The 16,045-nt window shown below is 72.7% G+C and carries 13 protein-coding genes; 11 read left to right on the top strand and 2 right to left on the bottom strand.

Features of this window, described 5'->3' with window-relative positions; all coding sequences use genetic code 11:
* Positions 1-167: 167 nt before the first annotated feature.
* On the bottom strand, positions 168-2,153 hold the full coding sequence (gene acs, locus ACFOWE_RS09830) for an acetate--CoA ligase (protein WP_377286894.1): 1,986 nt from the start codon (positions 2,151-2,153) through the stop codon (positions 168-170).
* 384 nt (positions 2,154-2,537) lie between these two features.
* On the opposite strand from acs, the gene ACFOWE_RS09835 reads away from it, so the two are divergent.
* From ACFOWE_RS09835 to ACFOWE_RS09875, 9 genes are all read left to right on the top strand, one after another.
* Positions 2,538-3,320 (top strand): oxidoreductase, encoded by a 783-nt coding sequence (locus tag ACFOWE_RS09835; protein ID WP_377286895.1) that lies wholly within the window; start codon positions 2,538-2,540, stop codon positions 3,318-3,320.
* Between the two features lie 1,192 nt (positions 3,321-4,512).
* Positions 4,513-5,586 carry a septum site-determining protein Ssd gene (gene ssd, locus ACFOWE_RS09840; protein ID WP_377286896.1) on the top strand — a complete coding sequence of 358 codons (1,074 nt, stop codon included), beginning with the start codon at positions 4,513-4,515 and terminating at the stop codon, positions 5,584-5,586.
* Positions 5,583-6,773 (top strand): TadA family conjugal transfer-associated ATPase, encoded by a 1,191-nt coding sequence (locus ACFOWE_RS09845; protein WP_377286897.1) that lies wholly within the window; start codon positions 5,583-5,585, stop codon positions 6,771-6,773. Before ssd ends, ACFOWE_RS09845 begins: the two co-directional genes overlap by 4 nt.
* 37 nt (positions 6,774-6,810) lie before the next feature.
* Positions 6,811-7,533: a type II secretion system F family protein gene (locus ACFOWE_RS09850; RefSeq protein WP_377286898.1), complete on the top strand. Its 723-nt coding sequence runs from the start codon at positions 6,811-6,813 to the stop codon at positions 7,531-7,533.
* Positions 7,534-8,206: 673 nt separating this feature from the next.
* Entirely contained in the window at positions 8,207-8,725 is a 519-nt protein-coding gene (locus tag ACFOWE_RS09855) for a type II secretion system F family protein (RefSeq protein ID WP_377286899.1), read from the top strand.
* Between the two features lie 138 nt (positions 8,726-8,863).
* Positions 8,864-9,097: a DUF4244 domain-containing protein gene (locus ACFOWE_RS09860; RefSeq protein ID WP_377286900.1), complete on the top strand. Its 234-nt coding sequence runs from the start codon at positions 8,864-8,866 to the stop codon at positions 9,095-9,097.
* A 129-nt stretch (positions 9,098-9,226) separates the two neighbouring features.
* Positions 9,227-9,805 carry a TadE family type IV pilus minor pilin gene (locus ACFOWE_RS09865; RefSeq protein WP_377286901.1) on the top strand — a complete coding sequence of 193 codons (579 nt, stop codon included), beginning with the start codon at positions 9,227-9,229 and terminating at the stop codon, positions 9,803-9,805.
* Positions 9,802-10,227 (top strand): Rv3654c family TadE-like protein, encoded by a 426-nt coding sequence (locus ACFOWE_RS09870; RefSeq protein ID WP_377286902.1) that lies wholly within the window; start codon positions 9,802-9,804, stop codon positions 10,225-10,227. Before ACFOWE_RS09865 ends, ACFOWE_RS09870 begins: the two co-directional genes overlap by 4 nt.
* Before the next feature lie 2,009 nt (positions 10,228-12,236).
* Positions 12,237-12,503 (top strand): hypothetical protein, encoded by a 267-nt coding sequence (locus ACFOWE_RS09875; protein ID WP_377286903.1) that lies wholly within the window; start codon positions 12,237-12,239, stop codon positions 12,501-12,503.
* Positions 12,504-12,566: 63 nt separating this feature from the next.
* Here ACFOWE_RS09875 and ACFOWE_RS09880 read toward each other — a convergent pair whose 3' ends face one another.
* A complete protein-coding gene (locus ACFOWE_RS09880) occupies positions 12,567-14,909 on the bottom strand; it encodes a DEAD/DEAH box helicase (RefSeq protein ID WP_377287123.1) in 2,343 nt (780 codons plus the stop codon).
* A gap of 177 nt (positions 14,910-15,086) precedes the next feature.
* Between ACFOWE_RS09880 and ACFOWE_RS09885 the strand changes: the two genes are divergently transcribed.
* Together ACFOWE_RS09885 and ACFOWE_RS09890 are read left to right on the top strand one after the other, a co-directional pair.
* Entirely contained in the window at positions 15,087-15,437 is a 351-nt protein-coding gene (locus tag ACFOWE_RS09885) for an STAS domain-containing protein (protein ID WP_030916965.1), read from the top strand.
* A 2-nt stretch (positions 15,438-15,439) separates the two neighbouring features.
* Entirely contained in the window at positions 15,440-15,886 is a 447-nt protein-coding gene (locus tag ACFOWE_RS09890) for an ATP-binding protein (protein ID WP_377286904.1), read from the top strand.
* Positions 15,887-16,045 lie beyond the last annotated feature (159 nt).

Genomic DNA, 16,045 nt, shown 5'->3' on the forward strand with positions numbered 1-16,045 from the left:
GGGCCCCCCCCCCCCCGTCCGGGTGGGTCCCCGGCGCGGTGAGGACCCACGGACGGGTGGGTCCCCGGCGCGGTGAGGACCCACGGACGGGTGGGTCCCCGGCGCGGTGAGGACCCACGGAGGGGATCAGCCCGTCGGCACGGCGGGGATCCCGAGGACCGAGGGGATCAGTCCTCGCTCTTGGCGCTGGGCAGCTTCTCGGAGATGAGGTTCATCACCGTGCTGTCGGCCAGCGTGGTGACGTCGCCGATGCTGCGGTTCTCCGCCACGTCGCGGAGCAGGCGCCGCATGATCTTGCCGGAGCGGGTCTTGGGCAGCTCGGGCACGACCAGGATCTGCCGGGGCTTGGCGATCGGGCCGAGAGTCTTGGCCACGTGGGCGCGGAGTTCGGCCGCGATGTCCTCGTTCTCCTCGGCGCCGCCGCGCAGGATCACGAACGAGACGATGGCCTGGCCGGTCACCGGGTCGGTCGCGCCGACCACGGCCGCCTCGGCGACCTTCGGGTGGGAGACGAGCGCCGACTCCACCTCGGTGGTGGAGATGTTGTGGCCCGAGACGAGCATGACGTCGTCGACCCGGCCGAGCAGCCAGATGTCGCCGTCCTCGTCCTTCTTGGCGCCGTCGCCGGCGAAGTACATGCCCTCGAAGCGGGACCAGTAGGTGTCGATGTAGCGCTGGTCGTCGCCCCAGATCGTGCGGAGCATCGACGGCCACGGGTCGCGGATGGCGAGGAAGCCGCCGCCGCCGTTGCCGACGCTGTTGCCCTCGTCGTCGACCACGTCGGCGGTGATGCCGGGCAGCGGGCGCATGGCCGCGCCGGGCTTGCCGTGTGTCACGCCCGGGAGCGGGCTGATCATGATGGCGCCGGTCTCGGTCTGCCACCAGGTGTCCACGACCGGGGTGCGGTTCCCGCCGATGTGCTCGCGGTACCAGACGTAGGCCTCGGGGTTGATCGGCTCGCCGACGCTGCCCAGGATGCGCAGAGACGACATGTCGTACTTGGCGGGGATGTCGTCGCCCCACTTCATGAACGTGCGGATCGCGGTCGGGGCGGTGTAGAGGATCGTGACCCCGTACTTCTGCACGATCTCCCAGAAGCGGCCGCGGTGCGGGGTGTCCGGGGTGCCCTCGTAGATGACGCTGGTGGCGCCGTTGGCGAGCGGGCCGTACACGATGTAGGAGTGGCCGGTCACCCAGCCGATGTCGGCGGTGCACCAGTAGACGTCGGTCTCCGGCTTGAGGTCGAAGACCGCGTGGTGGGTGTAGGCGGTCTGGGTCAAATAGCCGCCGGTGGTGTGCAGGATGCCCTTCGGACGGCCGGTCGTGCCGCTGGTGTAGAGGATGTAGAGCGGGTGCTCGGCGTCGTGCGGGGCCGGGGTGTGCTCGGTGCTCTGGCGCTCGACCAGGTCGTGCCACCAGACGTCCTTGCCGGTCCAGTCCACCTCCTGGCTGGTCCGGCGGACCACGAGCACGTGCTCGACGCCGGGGCACTCCTTCAGCGCCTCGTCCACGGTCGGCTTCAGCGCGCTGGGCGCGCCGCGCCGGTAACCGCCGTCGGCGGTGACCACGATCTTGGCGTCGGCGTCCTTGATCCGGCCGCTGAGCGCGGTCGAGGAGAAGCCGCCGAAGACCACCGAGTGGATGGCGCCGAGGCGGGCGCAGGCGAGCATCGTGATCGGCAGCTCGGGGATCATCGGCATGTAGATCGCCACCCGGTCGCCCTTGCCGACGCCCAGCTCGGCCAGGGCGTTGGCCGCCTTGCACACCTCTCGCTGCAGGTCGGCGTAGGTGATCGTACGGCTGTCGCCCTCCGGCTCGCCCTCCCAGTGGTAGGCGATCCTGTCGCCGAGCCCCGCCTCGACGTGGCGGTCGACGCAGTTGTAGGCGACGTTCAGCTCCCCGCCGAGGAACCACTTGGCGAAGGGGGCCTTCCAGTCCAGCACGGTCTCCCAGCGCTTGGACCAGCTCAGCCGCTCCGCCTGCTTCTCCCAGAACGCCAGGCGGTCGGCCTCGGCCTCGGTGTAGGCCTGCTCGGTGACGTTCGCGGTCGCGGTCAGCTCGGCAGGAGGGGCGAACCGCCGGGTCTCACTCAGCAGGTTCGACAGCGTCTTGTTCGTCTCACGCGGTTCGGAACCAGGGGTCTCCGGGGCCACTGCGCACTCCTTACTCGTACTGCTCTCGGCTTCGGGGTGTGTCCCACTTCACCAGGTCAGCGCCGCCCGCCACAAGAGGTCTAGACAGGTCTGTACCAAGTGGATACACGGGGCGCTCTTGACTCATATGGGTGGAGGGGTGGACAAGGGGTCGGGGAACGGTGCGGTGCCGCCACCATAGGAAGGGCGGCGGCGGCGTTTCACGGGCTCCGATCCGGCCCTGCGCCGGATGGCGCCATACGTTCGGTGAACGGCGACGGCGGCCGGTGAACGGTCCGGCCCCGAAGGTCCCGGCCGCGGCCCGATCCGGACGGTGGCGGCCGGTGGGCGTGGGACGGAGGCGGATGGCCGGGTCCTGATGACCGGCCGGTAGGGTCGGAGACCGTGAGCGACCCATTGGCTGTCATCGCCGAGCTGCCGGGAGTGCCGGAGGCCGTGGCCGAGGTGCGCGAGGCCGTGGACCGGCTCTACAAGCACCGTGTGCTGCGGCGCAAGAGTCCCGAGGTCTCGGCCCGGTCCGCCCTGCACGGCGCCCGCGCCTCCGCCGCGCTCGAGGGCGTGGACATCCCCCTGGAGGCCATTCCGGAGGCGACCGATCCCGTCGTCCAGGGCGCGCTGCGCGTCTCGGCCGAGCTGGGCCGGCTGGGTCCCACCTGGCGTACGGCGCCGCGGCAGGTGCTGGCCAGGTTGCATGCGCTGGCCGCCGTCGGCCTCATCGAGGACCATGATCTCGGCCGTCCCCGGACCGCCGCCGAGGCGCCGGACCCGCTCGGGGTGGGAGCCGCGCCCGGGGCCGCGGAGACCGTGTCCCGGGTGGACGGCCTGGTCGGCCTGGTGACGGGGGAGACCAAGGCGCCCGCGCTGGTGCTGGCCGCCGTCGTCCACGCGGAGCTGGCCGTACTGCGGCCGTTCGGCACGGCGGACGGGATCGTCGCACGGGCGGCGGAGCGGCTGACCCTGCTGGAGTTCGGCCTGGACCCGAAGTCGCTGGCGGCGGTGGAGCTGGGGCACCTGGAGCTCGGAGCCGCCTACGCGGAGGGCCTGCGGGCATATCTGACCGGTACCCGCGAGGGCATGGCGACCTGGGTACGGCACTGCGCCTCGGCGGTCACGCTCGGGGTCCGCGAGGCCACGGCGATCTGCGAGTCCATGCAGCGTGGGGGCTGACGAGGCCGGGCCCGTGCGGCGCGGCGGCTGACGGAGGCCGGGCGGTGCGGCCGGCGGGAGCGTCGGCGTCCGCGCGGCGCGATCGGCGGGTGGTTCCGGGACGGTTCCGAGGGCGGTGCGGGATGGCCGGGGCTCGTCAGGTGCCGGCCGGGCCACGGGAGCGTCACGGGATCGCCGGGAGGATTACGGACACGCGGGCGCACAAAGAGGACGGCGCCCCTTGGCAGGGGCGCCGTCAACCGCACGTCTCACCCGGTTACCAAGCGTGCACCTCTATCCGTCGAGACGGGGCAAGCCCGTGTCGACGCGCCTCCCGCGGCTGGTCGCGCGTGGGTACCTGGTGGCCGTGCCCGGACCTGGGGTCCGTACAACCTTTGTATGACGGATTCCGGCTGATGGGAAGCCCTGAGACCAAGACCTTTACGGATTTGCGGAAGCTTTGGGCAAATGACACAAAATGCCCTTTTCTTTCCGCGGCAAGGACGGGGAGGGCGGGGTCGGGCTCGCCGCTGTTGATCACCGTATGTGATCAAACTGTCGTCGGCGGAGGGTTGATGCGTGCCGCCTCCCGTCCTGCGGCCAGACCGTTAAGGCGAAAGAAACCGGCGAAAACTACGGATCACATCTCGACGGGACTCATACATATGGGGCACGATACGGATGTATCCCCTTGGCGTGGGGCGGCATGCATAGTCCGCTTTACAACTCCCTTGCCATGCCGACCCTGCCGTTGAAAGCTTTCTTCTGAGACGGGACCGGCTCTCCCCCCCAGAGCCGGACCGCTTGGCGACCCCCGCTCTCCCCCCCAGCGGGGGTCGCCACTTCTCCAATCCGCGGTTCCAGGGCCTGCGGTTCCAGGGCCTGCGGTTTCACCGCGCACAGCGGAGCCGGGGCGTGACGGCCCGGGACGGGTCTTCCCCGGCGTGGAGCCGCCGTACGGCGACGGGCGGATTCCCCTGAGGGCGGGTGTGACCAAGCTTCTCCACGGGTGGGAGGTGCTCGACCTCCACAGGTGGGCGGCACCCGGTTCTCCACAGGTGGGCGGCAGGGCGGAACCGCTGTCCACAGAGCGGGGTTCGGGGAGGCGGCGGAGGCCGTCGCCTCCGCAGGCTGGGTCTCCCAGGTTTCCGGAAGACCCGGCCCCGTGCCCTCTGCGCCGGCCGTGGGTCTCCCCCGTCTCAGGGAGGCACGCTTGGACCGCCCTCTGGTCATCACCTCAGACGACGACCTGCTCGACGACCTGCTCCGCGTCGCCGCCGCGGCGGGCGCGGAGCTGGACGTCGCGCATGTGCCCGCGCACGCCCGCCCCTACTGGACCCGCGCTCCGATGATCGTCGTCGGCAGCGACGTCGCCGACGCTCTGGCGGCGACCGGTCCACCGCCCCGGCACCGGGTCATGCTGGTCACCCGGGATCCTGATGATCCCGACACCTGGCGCAAATGCGTCGCGGTCGGAGCCCAGGCCGTGCTGGAGCTCCCCTCGGCCGAGCGACGGCTGGCCGACGAGTTCGCCGACGTCGCCGAGCCCGCGGTGCGGGCCGGGATCGTCGTCTGCGTCGTCGGAGGCCGGGGTGGGGCCGGGGCCAGCGTCCTCGCCGCCTCACTCGCCCTGACCTCCGCCCGCAGGCGCCTGCGCACTCTCCTGGTCGACGCCGACCCCCTGGGCGGAGGGCTCGACCTCCTGCTCGGGCAGGAGGAGGCCGAGGGCGCACGCTGGTCCGACCTGGTCGCCCGCGAGGGCAGGGTCAGTTTCACCGCGCTCCAGGCGGCCCTGCCCGCCTTCGCAGGGCTGAGCCTCCTCTCCTTCCACCGGGGCGAGGCCGAGCGCATCCCCGCCGAGGCGATGCGCTCGGTCCTCGACGCGGGGCAGCGGGGATTCGACCTCGTGGTCGTCGATCTCCCCCGGGTCCCGGACCCGGCCGCGACGGAGGCCCTGGGCAGGGCCGTCACCACCCTGCTCGTCGTCACCGCCGACGTGCGGGGTGTTCTCGCCGCGGCCCAGGTGCTGACGGAGCTGCGCGGGCACACCGGGGAGGTCCGGGCGGTCGTCCGCAGCGGGGTCCTGGACGACGAGGTGGTGACCACGTCACTCGGCACGCCGTACGCCGGGGGTCTGCCCGACCAGCCGCGGCTCGCTGCCGCTCTGAACCGAGGGGACGCCCCTCCGATCGGGCGCCGGACCGCTCTCGGCCGGTTCTGCGGATCGTTCCTGGACTCCCTCGGTGGTTCCCCGGCCGGAGCGGAGAAGACCGGGGTCAGGAGATGAGCAGGGCTCCACTCACCACAGCGGTCTCGCCGGAGCTGGTCGAGGCGGTCCGGATCCGGCTGGCGAGGTCCGGGACCGAGCCCAGTGCCGCGCACGTCACGGCCGCACTCCGGGCGGAGCGGGCGATGCTCGGAGACGCCGAGATCCTGGCGGTGGCCCGGGCCCTGTGCGCGGACCTGATCGGGGCGGGCCCGCTGGAGCCGCTGCTGGCCGAGCCCGAGGTGACCGACGTGCTGGTGAACGGCCCACGCGAGGTGTGGATCGACGACGGCAGGGGCCTGCGCCGGACCCAGGTCGTCTTCCCCGACGAGGAGGCGGTCCGGAGGCTCGCCCAGCGGCTGGCTTCGGCGGCCGGGCGCCGCCTCGACGACGCCTGCCCCTACGTCGACGCCAGGCTCGCCGGAGGGGTCCGGCTCCATGCCGTGCTGCCTCCGGTGGCTCCTGGGGGCACCTGCCTATCCCTGCGGCTCCCGCCGCGGCGCACGTTCACGCTTCCCGCGCTGGTCGAGGCGGGGACGATCAGGCAGGACACCGTCCCGGTGCTCACCGCGATGGTCGAGTCACGGCTGGCGTTCCTGGTCTCGGGAGGCACCGGCACGGGGAAGACGACCCTGCTGTCCGCTCTGCTCTCCCTCGCGGGGGAGGGAGAGCGGCTGCTCCTGGTCGAGGACTCGGCCGAGTTGCGGCCCGCGCACCCGCACGTCGTGCGCCTGGAGGCCCGCCCGGCCAACATCGAGGGCGTCGGAGGCGTCGGTCTGCGTGATCTGGTCCGTCAGGCTCTGCGCATGCGCCCGGACCGCCTCGTCGTCGGCGAGGTCCGCGGTGCGGAGGTCGTCGACCTTCTCGCGGCGCTGAACACCGGCCACGAGGGTGGGTGCGGCACGCTGCACGCCAACGCGGCGGCCGACGTGCCCTCCCGGCTGGAGGCCCTGGCCTGCGCGGCCGGCCTCAGCCGGGAGGCGGTCCACAGCCAGATCGCCGCGGCGCTCGACGTGGTCGTCCACCTCGCCCGCGACCACGCCGACGGCCGCCGCCGGGTGGCGGAGATCTGCATGATGACCCGTCAGCCGTCAGGCCTGGTCCACGCGGAGCCCGCGCTGACCTTCACCGCGGGAGGGCGGGTGATCCCCGGCCCGGGACTGCCCGCGCTCGTCGCCCGCGCCCCGGGTCTCTCCTCATGTCCCTGACCGCGGCGGCGAAGTGGCGGCCGCAGTGACGACCACGGTGACGACCACAGTGGCGGCCACAGCGACGGCCCTGCTCCTCGCCGCGCTGGCGGCCGGGACGTGGACCGGACCCGACCCGGCGGCGGCCCGGTTACGGCGGTTGCTCCGACGGGGTTCCACCGGGCCGAGGTCCTCGCGGCGGTGGCCCACCCGGGAGGCCCTGCCCTCCCGGCGGGCGGCGGCGTGGCGGGAGGCCTCCCTGGAACTCTGCCAGGGGCTGGCCGCCGAGCTGGCCGCCGGACGGACGGCGAACGAGGCTCTGGTCCGCGTGGTGTCGGTCATGGCGTTCCCCGACCCGATGGCGGGCCGCACTCTGACGGCGGCGGCGCGGGACGGCGGGGACGTTCCGGTGGCGCTGCTGGCCGTCGCACCCGAGCGGGGAGGCGAAGGGCTCCGGCGGCTGGCCGCCTGCTGGCGGGCGAGTGTCACCGCCGGTGGAGGTCTCGTAGCCCTCGTCGACCGGGTGGCCGCCTCTCTGCGGGAGGCCGAGGCGCACCGGCAGGACGTCGCCGCCCAGCTCGCCGGTCCCCGTGCGACCGCCCGGCTGCTCGCCGGGCTTCCCGTGCTGGGGCTGCTCATGGCGGCGGGACTGGGCATGCGCCCCCTGGACTTCCTGTTCGGCGGTCCGGCGGGTACGGCGTGCCTGGTGCTCGGCATCGTGCTCGACGGCTGCGGCCTGTGGTGGACCCACCACCTGGTCGCCCGGGCCGAACGCGACTGAGGACCGGTCATCCCGCACGGCCTGACCGGTCGCCCGGTAGGGCTGGGCCGACCGGGCGATAGGGCTGGGCCGACAGGTAGGGCCGGGCCGGTCGTAGGGCCGGGAAGGCCGCTCGGAGGCGGAACCGGTCAGAGGAGGAGCCGGTCAGAGGAGGAGCCGGTCAGGTGCGAGGTCCGATGCCCGGCGGGGGGAGAGCCCTGAAGCCGGTCGAGGAAAGGAGAGGAACATGCCGCAGGGTGTCCTGCCGATCGAGGCGCTGGCCGCCGTGCTCGTAGGGACCGCCACGTGGTTGTGGACGTCGCCCGGTGACTCCGTCCGCAGGCTCCGGCGCACGCGGCCGCACCCTCCACGCGCGGATCCGGTCCCGGCGGAGGGGCCGGTCGCATCAGGGCTCCCCAGGCTTCCCGGGAGGCCCAAGCTCCCCGGACCTCCCGGGCCTCCCGGATCCTCCGGGTCCGGAGGAGCCTCCAGACCGGGTGAGCCCTCCCGATCCCGTGATCGCGCAGGGTCCTACGGGTCCCTCGGATCCGGTGAGTCCACCGGCCCCGGGCGATCCCGCAGCGGAGGCGCCGACCGGACCGGAAGGAGACCGCCGAGCAGGGGGGAGGCGCTGGTCGCGGTGGTCACGGGCCTGACGGTCTTCCTCACGCTGGGAGGCGTGCCAGGAGCCGTCATGGGTGTGATCGGCTCCGCGGCCGTGCCTGTGCTCCTCCGGAGGAGGGAGCCGCCGGGGAGACGCCGGGAACGCGCTCGTATCGCCGCAGACCTGCCGTTCGCGGCCGACCTCATGGCGGCGTGCCTACGGGCGGGGCAACCGGTCACCGGTGCCATCGACGTGACCGTTCAGGCGATCGGCCGACCTCTGGGCGACCGGCTGATGTGGGTGAGCGGCCGGCTGAGGTTGGGGGCCGCACCGGAGGAGGCCTGGCTCGTTCTGGCGGACGATCGGGCACTCGCTCCCCTCGCCCGGACCATGAGCAGGGCCGTCCTCAGCGGTGCTCCGGTGGCCGACGTGCTGACCAGAGTGGCTGATGACGCCCGCCACGCGGCGCGGGCCGCGTCGGCCGCCGCCGCCCGGCGGGTCGGTGTCCAGGCCGTCGCACCCCTGGGGCTCTGCTTCCTGCCCGCCTTCGTCTTTCTCGGGATCGTCCCTGTCGTGGCCGGACTCGCGGGAGAGGTTCTTCTCCCATGAGTTATCCACAGGCATGACCTGCGGGATCGGTTGTTTTCCACAGAGTGAGGTTCTTGTCCACAGGCTCATGTGAATATCCGGGAGCCTGAACGGGTGATGCCGGCCACAGGGGCACGGCTCTGACTCCGGGAGGAAACAATGGCTGCACCGAGCATGAGCCGTCTCCGGCGTGCACTGGTGGGGTGGGAGCGGGCTCGCCGCCTGCTGATCACGGGATCGGACCGTGAGCGTGGCATGTCCACCGCCGAGTACGCCGTGGGCACCATCGCCGCCTGCGCGTTCGCCGCACTGCTCTTCAAGGTCGTGACGAGTTCCGAGGTCCAGGAGATGATCACGGCCCTCATCAACCGGGCACTGAACGTGGCTGGATGAGCCTGTCGACGCTTCCGGGCCGGGCGACGAGCCCGGCCTGAGACCCGTGGTGCGAGATGGGCGTCGCCGGCATCTCACGCCCGTGCCGACCGGTTCGGCCGTCCACGAACGAAGCCATGGAGGTGGTCGATGATCCGCCCGTCCGCTCCGCGTACCGGTCCCGTCCGAGAGGCGGGGACCTGGTCTCGGGGGTCGGTCACCGCGGAGACCGCGGCCGCGCTGCCGGCCCTGGTGGTGGTGCTGGCCGCCGGATTGTGGGCGATCGCCGTGGTCGGCGCGCAGTTGGAGTGCATGGACGCCGCCCGTACGGGCGCGCGGGCCGCGTCCAGGGGCGAGCCGCTCGACCGGGTGAGGGAAGACGTCCTCGCCGTGGCGCCGGCCGGGGCCTGGACGCAGGTGAGCCGGGACCGTGAGCGCGTCCGGGTGGCGGTGTCGGCCGGGGTCAGGCCTCGGTGGGGCCTGTCCCTGCCGGAGGTGACCGTCCACGCGACCGCGGTCTCGGCCGTCGAGCCGGGCGTGGAGCAGTCGGGTGTGGAGCAGCCGGGCATGGCCGGGGAAAGCGCGGGGGAGCGGTCGGACGGGCCGGAGGAGGACGCGGGGGACGGGCCGGGCATGTCCGGGGGAGGCGGGGTGGGCGCATCAGGGGAGGCCGAGCCGGATGGATCGGGGAGAGCGAGCCGGATCGCCGCTCCGGGAGGTGATCGGTGAAGGCCCCCGCCGCACCGGCGGCAGGTCTGCGAAAGGGCTCCGTCGCACCGGCGGGAGGTTCGCGGGAGAGAGGTTCGGCGACGATCTGGATGATCGGGGTCATGGCGGTCCTCTTCACGGTGGTGGCGGCGGTGGTGCTCGCAGGGACGGCCAGGGTCGCGCGCCATCGTGCGCAGACAGCGGCCGACTTCGGGGCGCTCGCCGCCGCGCGGCTGGCCCTCACCGATCCCGAGCGAGGATGCGCGCAGGCGGCCGCGCTGGTGGCCGGGAACGGCGCGAGGCTCGTGCGCTGCTCCGCCGGGGACGACGGTGTCGTCACCGTCCACACGGCTGTGAGGCTCTCGCTGCCCGCCGTGGGAGACCGGGAGGTCGGGGGCCGGGCACGTGCCGGTCCGGTGTCCATCGCCGACCGCGCCGGTTGAGACGACGGTCCGCGGGCGGAAACGGCCCACGGGACGGTTGAGGGAACGGCTCAGAGGGGGGATCTTCGGGAGTGGGCGCCGGACCTCGGAGGAGATGGCGGGGCGGGAGGAGCGGCGGCGGTGGAAGGGCGGCGGGAGAAGAGGACAAGGTCGCGATCTAATCACAACTTCTTGGACGTCATGTCCAAAAGCGGAAAAGCTTGCGTAACGTTCCACTTACCTCCCGTCCATGCCGCCTCGCATGCACGTCCGGAGAGGCGGGCACGGGCGCGCGGCTCTCGACGAAGGGAAGCGTCGTGACGACGGTTCGCAGGCTGGTCGCCGTGGCGGTGGTCGCTCCGATCGTGTCGATGTCCGCGGTGCTCGTCACGGCGGGTCCCGCCGGCGCCAAGGCGAGTCTGGACATGCCGTCACGGATCACCTCGGACCGGAGAGTGACGATCTCGGGACGGGTCGACCTCGTGTTCGACGCCGTCCTCTACGTCAACGGCAAGCAGGTGGCGAAGGGAGACCGGCGAGTCTCCCATGTCTGGGACCCTCGCGAACACGCGAACGGCCGTTACACCATCAGGCTTGTCGAACGGGGCAAGCTGCTGGGCGGAAAATGGGACGAGACGTCCAGGACCCTCGTCCAGGCCGTTCCTCCGGCGGTGCCGCGACGGGTGGGCGTCCGGTTGCGGGGAGACCGGGCCGTGCTCACCTGGAGCAGGGGACCAGAGCGAGATCTGCGCGGGTACGAGATCTTCACGAGCCGGAGCGGCAGGGTCGGCACCGTACGGGTGGGCAGCGCCTGTGGGGATGGCTCGTGCCGGGCGACCTTGGCCGTTCCCGCCAACGCCGCCGGACGGAGGATCGCATTCACGGTGCGGGCGCTGCGGAGCGACGGCGGGGGCGGGACCCTGGTGTCGGGCCGGTCGGCCGCCGCGACGGTCAGCGTCCCCGCTCCCAGGACGCCGGCACCCGCACGGCCCGACCGCGGTGATGAGGACCGGCGTGACGGGACCGGGGAGAAGGACGACCGGAAGGCCGGTGTCGAGACCCTCCCGCAACTGCCGCCGAAGAAGCCCGCGACCGCTCCCGACCGGCGGGGGAGGATGAACGGCTCAGCGGAGAAGCCCCGGTCCCCGGAGAAGGACGAGGGCGGCCGGACCACGCCGGACGGCGACGGCACGGACGGCGACGGCACGGACGGCGACGGCACAGCGAGGACCGGCGCGGGCTCCGGCCGCGGGAAAGAGGGTGCGGCGCCCGGCACGGCGCCCGACGGCGCGTCCGGGGCAGCCGGGAACAGGACGAACGGGACGGATTCCGAGGAGGGGGCCGGCACCGCCGTGAACGTGGCCTCCCAGCCGTCCGAGGTCACGTCGGGTGGGATGAGCGGGTACGGGTTCCTCATCGCCGGGGCTCTCATCGTGCTGCTCCTCGGTGCGCACGGTGGTGCGTGGGTCCGCCGCAGACTGCTGGCCGGAGTCGGTGGACCCGGACTCGGCGGGCCCGGTTCGGGCGGACCGGGCGGTGTCGGCGCCGCCGGGCCGGAATCCGGCGGCGCCGGAAACGACAAGTCCGGCTCTCCTCACACGATCGGAGTGCGAGGGCTCAGAGCCGTCAGGATCGGCGGGCCCGGCACCACGGGAGCGAGCGGAGACGGAACCGGAGGGAGCGGACCCGGTGAGGCCGGTGACGCAGGAGACAGGGGTCCGGCCGCAGGAACGGCGGAGCCGGCGCCCCGCCGTCCCGCGGTCATCCTGGCGGTGGCCAAGACCCCGTACTCCCGGGCATCGGCGGCCGGATCAGGAGGTGCGCATCCCCAGGCTGCCTCGTCCGCCCCGGGCACCCCGGGCGCCTTGGACGCCTTGGACGCAGCAGGCACGCCGCTCCCCGGCGCGCCCGTGTGTATCGAACCGGACGAGCACGCGGGCCGGCCCGGGGAACATGGGAACCGACCCGGGGGACACGCGGGCCGGCCCGGGGAGCTTGGGAGCGTGTCCGGGGAGCGCGCTGACACCGGCATGCCTCCCACCCGTCTCGAATCGACGTACTCCCCGCTCCCGACGGCGGCACCGGCCCCCGAGATCGGCACCGTCACCCCTGTGGCGGTCCGGATCGGCGACAAGTGGGACGGCTATCTGCCGCCGGTGCCCCGCTCGATGGAGGACAGCGGATTCTGGGAGCTGCCCCAGCCCGGTGCGACGGACTTCTGGGCCGAGGACCGGGAGGAGGACGGGGACGACCCGCTCCACTCCGGCCGCCGCCACTCCGGGCACCGGCGTCCTTGAGCCGGTGCCCGGAGTGGCGGCCGACGGTCCTTGAGCCGGTGGCCGCTCCCGCACGGGCCGGGCTCACCGCCCGGCTGCGGGGCCGTCGAGCGCGAGCAGGACGGCGAGCAGCCGCAGGGCGCCGGCCTTGTCCAGGGGCTCGTTGCCGTTGCCGCACTTGGGCGACTGGATGCACGAGGGGCAGCCGCGGTCGCACTCGCACGAGGCGATGGCCTCCCGGGTCGCGGTGAGCCAGTCGAGGGCGCGGGAGAAGCCGCGTTCGGCGAAGCCCGCACCGCCCTCGTGCCCGTCGTAGACGAAGACGGTGAGCGTTCCGGTGTCGGCGTGCAGTTCCGTGGAGACGCCGCCGATGTCCCAGCGGTCGCAGGTGGCGAAGAGCGGAAGCATGCCGATGGCGGCGTGCTCGGCGGCGTGCGCGGCTCCCCCCAGGTCGATTCCGGCCTCGGCGAGGGGCGCGACGGCACCGGCGGGCAGCGTCCACCAGACCGCGCGGGTACGCAGCGTCCGCGGGGGCAGGTCGAGGTCCTCGTCCCCCATGAGCTCACCGCTCTGCAGCCGGCGCCTGAGATAGGACACGACCTGGCGGGTCACCTCCACCGAGCCGAAGTGGAGCTCTCCCGCGCCGAGCGGATGGGAGCGGAGGGAGTCGAGGACCGAGATCTCGGTGACGTCCCTGGCGAAGGTCGTGTAGTCGGGGGTCCCCGCCTCGACGAGGGCGACCCCGGCCTCCAGGTCGAGTTCGGAGACGAGGAACGTCTCCCCCTGGTGGACGTAGACGGCGCCGGAGTGCACGGTCGAATGGGCCGAGGGCTCGTCCACGGTGCCCAGCAGCCGCCCGGTGGACAGTTCGACGACCTGCACGGGAGCGCCGCCGGAGCCGCGGATGTCGGCGAGGTCGGTCGCCCGTTCCCGCCTGGTCCAGAACCATCCCGTGGGCCGGCGCCGCAGCAGGCCGTCGTGGACCAGCTCGGAGAGCACCTCCTTGGCGGCCGAGCCGAAGATCTCCAGGTCGTCCTCGGTGAGGGGGATCTCGGAGGCGGCGGCGCACAGGTGCGGGCCGAGGACGTAGGGGTTGTCCGGATCGAGCACGATCGCCTCCACCGGCCGGCCGAACAGGGCCTCGGGGTGGTGGACCAGATAGGTGTCGAGCGGGTCGTCGCGGGCGATCAGCACCGCCAGCGCGTCCTGACCGGCCCGCCCAGCCCGTCCCGCCTGCTGCCAGAGCGAGGCCCGGGTGCCCGGCCAGCCCGCGATGAGGACCGCGTCCAGGCCTGACACGTCGACGCCGAGCTCCAGGGCGTTGGTCGTGGCCAGCCCGAGGACCTCCCCCGACCGCAGGGCCCTCTCCAGCCCCCGGCGCTCCTCCGCGAGATATCCGGCCCGGTAGGCCGCGACCTTCTCCGGCAGGTCCGCCGGGACCCGCCCGGGGGCGGCCTCGGCGGCCAGGTCCGCCAGCCGCGCCCGGGCGGTCAGCGCCACGGTCTCGGCGGCGCGGCGGGAGCGGACGAAGGCGAGGGCGCGGGTCCCCGTCAGGACGAGGTCGGCGAGGAGGTCGGCGGTCTCGGCGGTGGCGGGGCGCCTGACCGGTGCGCCGCCCTCGCCGCGCAGCTCGGTCAGGGGCGGCTCCCAGAGGGCGAAGGTGGTCGCCCCCCGGGGTGAGGCGTCCGCCGTCACCTCCGCGGTGGCCAGGCCCGTCAGGCGCATGGCGAAGGAGCGGGGATCACTGGCGGTGGCGGAGGCGAGGACGAAGACCGGGGCCGCGCCGTACCGGGCGCAGACCCGCCGCAGGCGGCGCAGGATCTGCGCCACGTGGGAGCCGAAGACGCCCCGGTAGCCGTGGCACTCGTCCACCACCACCGTGCGCAGCCGCCGCCAGAAACCCGACCACCGGGCGTGACCGGGCAGCAGGGCGCGGTGGAGCATGTCCGGGTTGGTGAGCAGGTAGTTGGCGTGCTGCCGGATCCAGGCGCGCTCCTCGTAGGGGGTGTCGCCGTCGAAGGTCGCGGCGCGCACCCCCGGTACGTCCAGCTCCCGCAGGGCGCGCAGCTGGTCGGCCGCCAGCGCCTTGGTGGGGGTGAGGTAGAGGACGGTGCCGCCGTCGACGACGGAGGCGAGGGCGGGGACCTGGTAGGCGAGGGACTTGCCGGAGGCGGTCCCCGTGGCGATGATCACGTTTTGGCCACGGCGGGCGAGCTCGGCGACCTCGGCCTGGTGCGGCCAGAGGCCGGCGACACCTTGGTTCGCCCAGCGCGTAACCAGTGTCTCGCTGACCCATTCCGGCCACCGTACGTCACCAGCCTGACGTGCGGGAACGTGCTCGACGTGTGTCACGCGCGCCCGACGTGCGGGAACGCCGAGCAGGCGGGACAGGAGGGGTTCCGCCCGCGACGGCGAGGAAGAGGGCATGCTCACGGGTTTTCAGTCTCGTATCTGTGGGCAGAGTCGCCGGGAATCGTGATTTCGTATAGACACTGAGCGTACGCATGGTTGAATGCCGCGCGTCGGGGCTTGTCGTCTAGGGACCTCCAGGTCCCAGAAGTCACGCCTGAATCGTATTTTCGCAGGCAAGGCGCTGGAGGATCTGTGGATCTGAAGTTGGACCACCATTCCGAGGACCGTCTCACCATCGTCGAGGTCGAGGGTGAGATCGATGTCTACACCGCGCCCAGGTTGCGTGAGCTCCTGATCGACCTGGTGAACAAGGGCAACTTCCACCTGCTCGTGAACATGGAGAAGGTCGACTTCCTCGACTCCACGGGTCTCGGCGTGCTGGTCGGCGGGCTCAAGCGGGTGCGGGCGCACGACGGCTCCCTGGAGCTCGTCTGCACCCAGGAGCGCATCCTCAAGATCTTCCGCATCACGGGCCTGACCAAGGTCTTCGGCATCTACGCTTCGGTCGACGAGGCCAAGGAAGCCCACGGCCGAGACAAGTAGTCATGGCTACCGTCGAGCTGACGTTCAGCGCTCTTCCCGCGCACGTGCGTACGGCGCGGCTGGTCGCCACGGCGATCGCCCGCCGTACCGGGGTGGAGGAGTCCCTGCTGGACGAGGTGCGGCTCGCCGTCGGTGAGGCGTGCTCCCGGGCGGTCGAGGCGCACCGCGTCCACTGCCCGGGAGAGCCGATCCGCCTCGAGCTGTGTGACGACTCAGGGCGCTTCGAGGTGATCGTCACCGACTCCGCCCCGAGCGACGAGTTGGAGCAGGAGCACGGCTCGCCCTCCTTCGACGACCTTCTCGTGAAGGTCCCCGACACCCTGATGTCCGGCTTCGGCATCGCGGTCATCGCAGGACTGGCCGACGACGTCGAGGTGTACCCCAGCCAGAAGGGCATGCGCATCCGCATGAGCTGGCCCGCCTCCCCCAACGGCATGTCCCCGGCCTGATCCCCGGGCCGGCCCCGGACACGACGAGGGCCGGGCGCGTCCGTACGGACGCGCCCGGCCCTCGTCGTGTCCGGCCAATTTTCGGGCATGAACAATTTCCACGGATGAGGACCCGAAATATGGTGGAAATGGCGGTGTGAGGGGTTCTGTACGGCGCGT

Origin of the sequence: Planomonospora corallina (assembly GCF_042650625.1) — a bacterium.
Taxonomy (GTDB): domain Bacteria; phylum Actinomycetota; class Actinomycetes; order Streptosporangiales; family Streptosporangiaceae; genus Planomonospora_B; species Planomonospora_B corallina.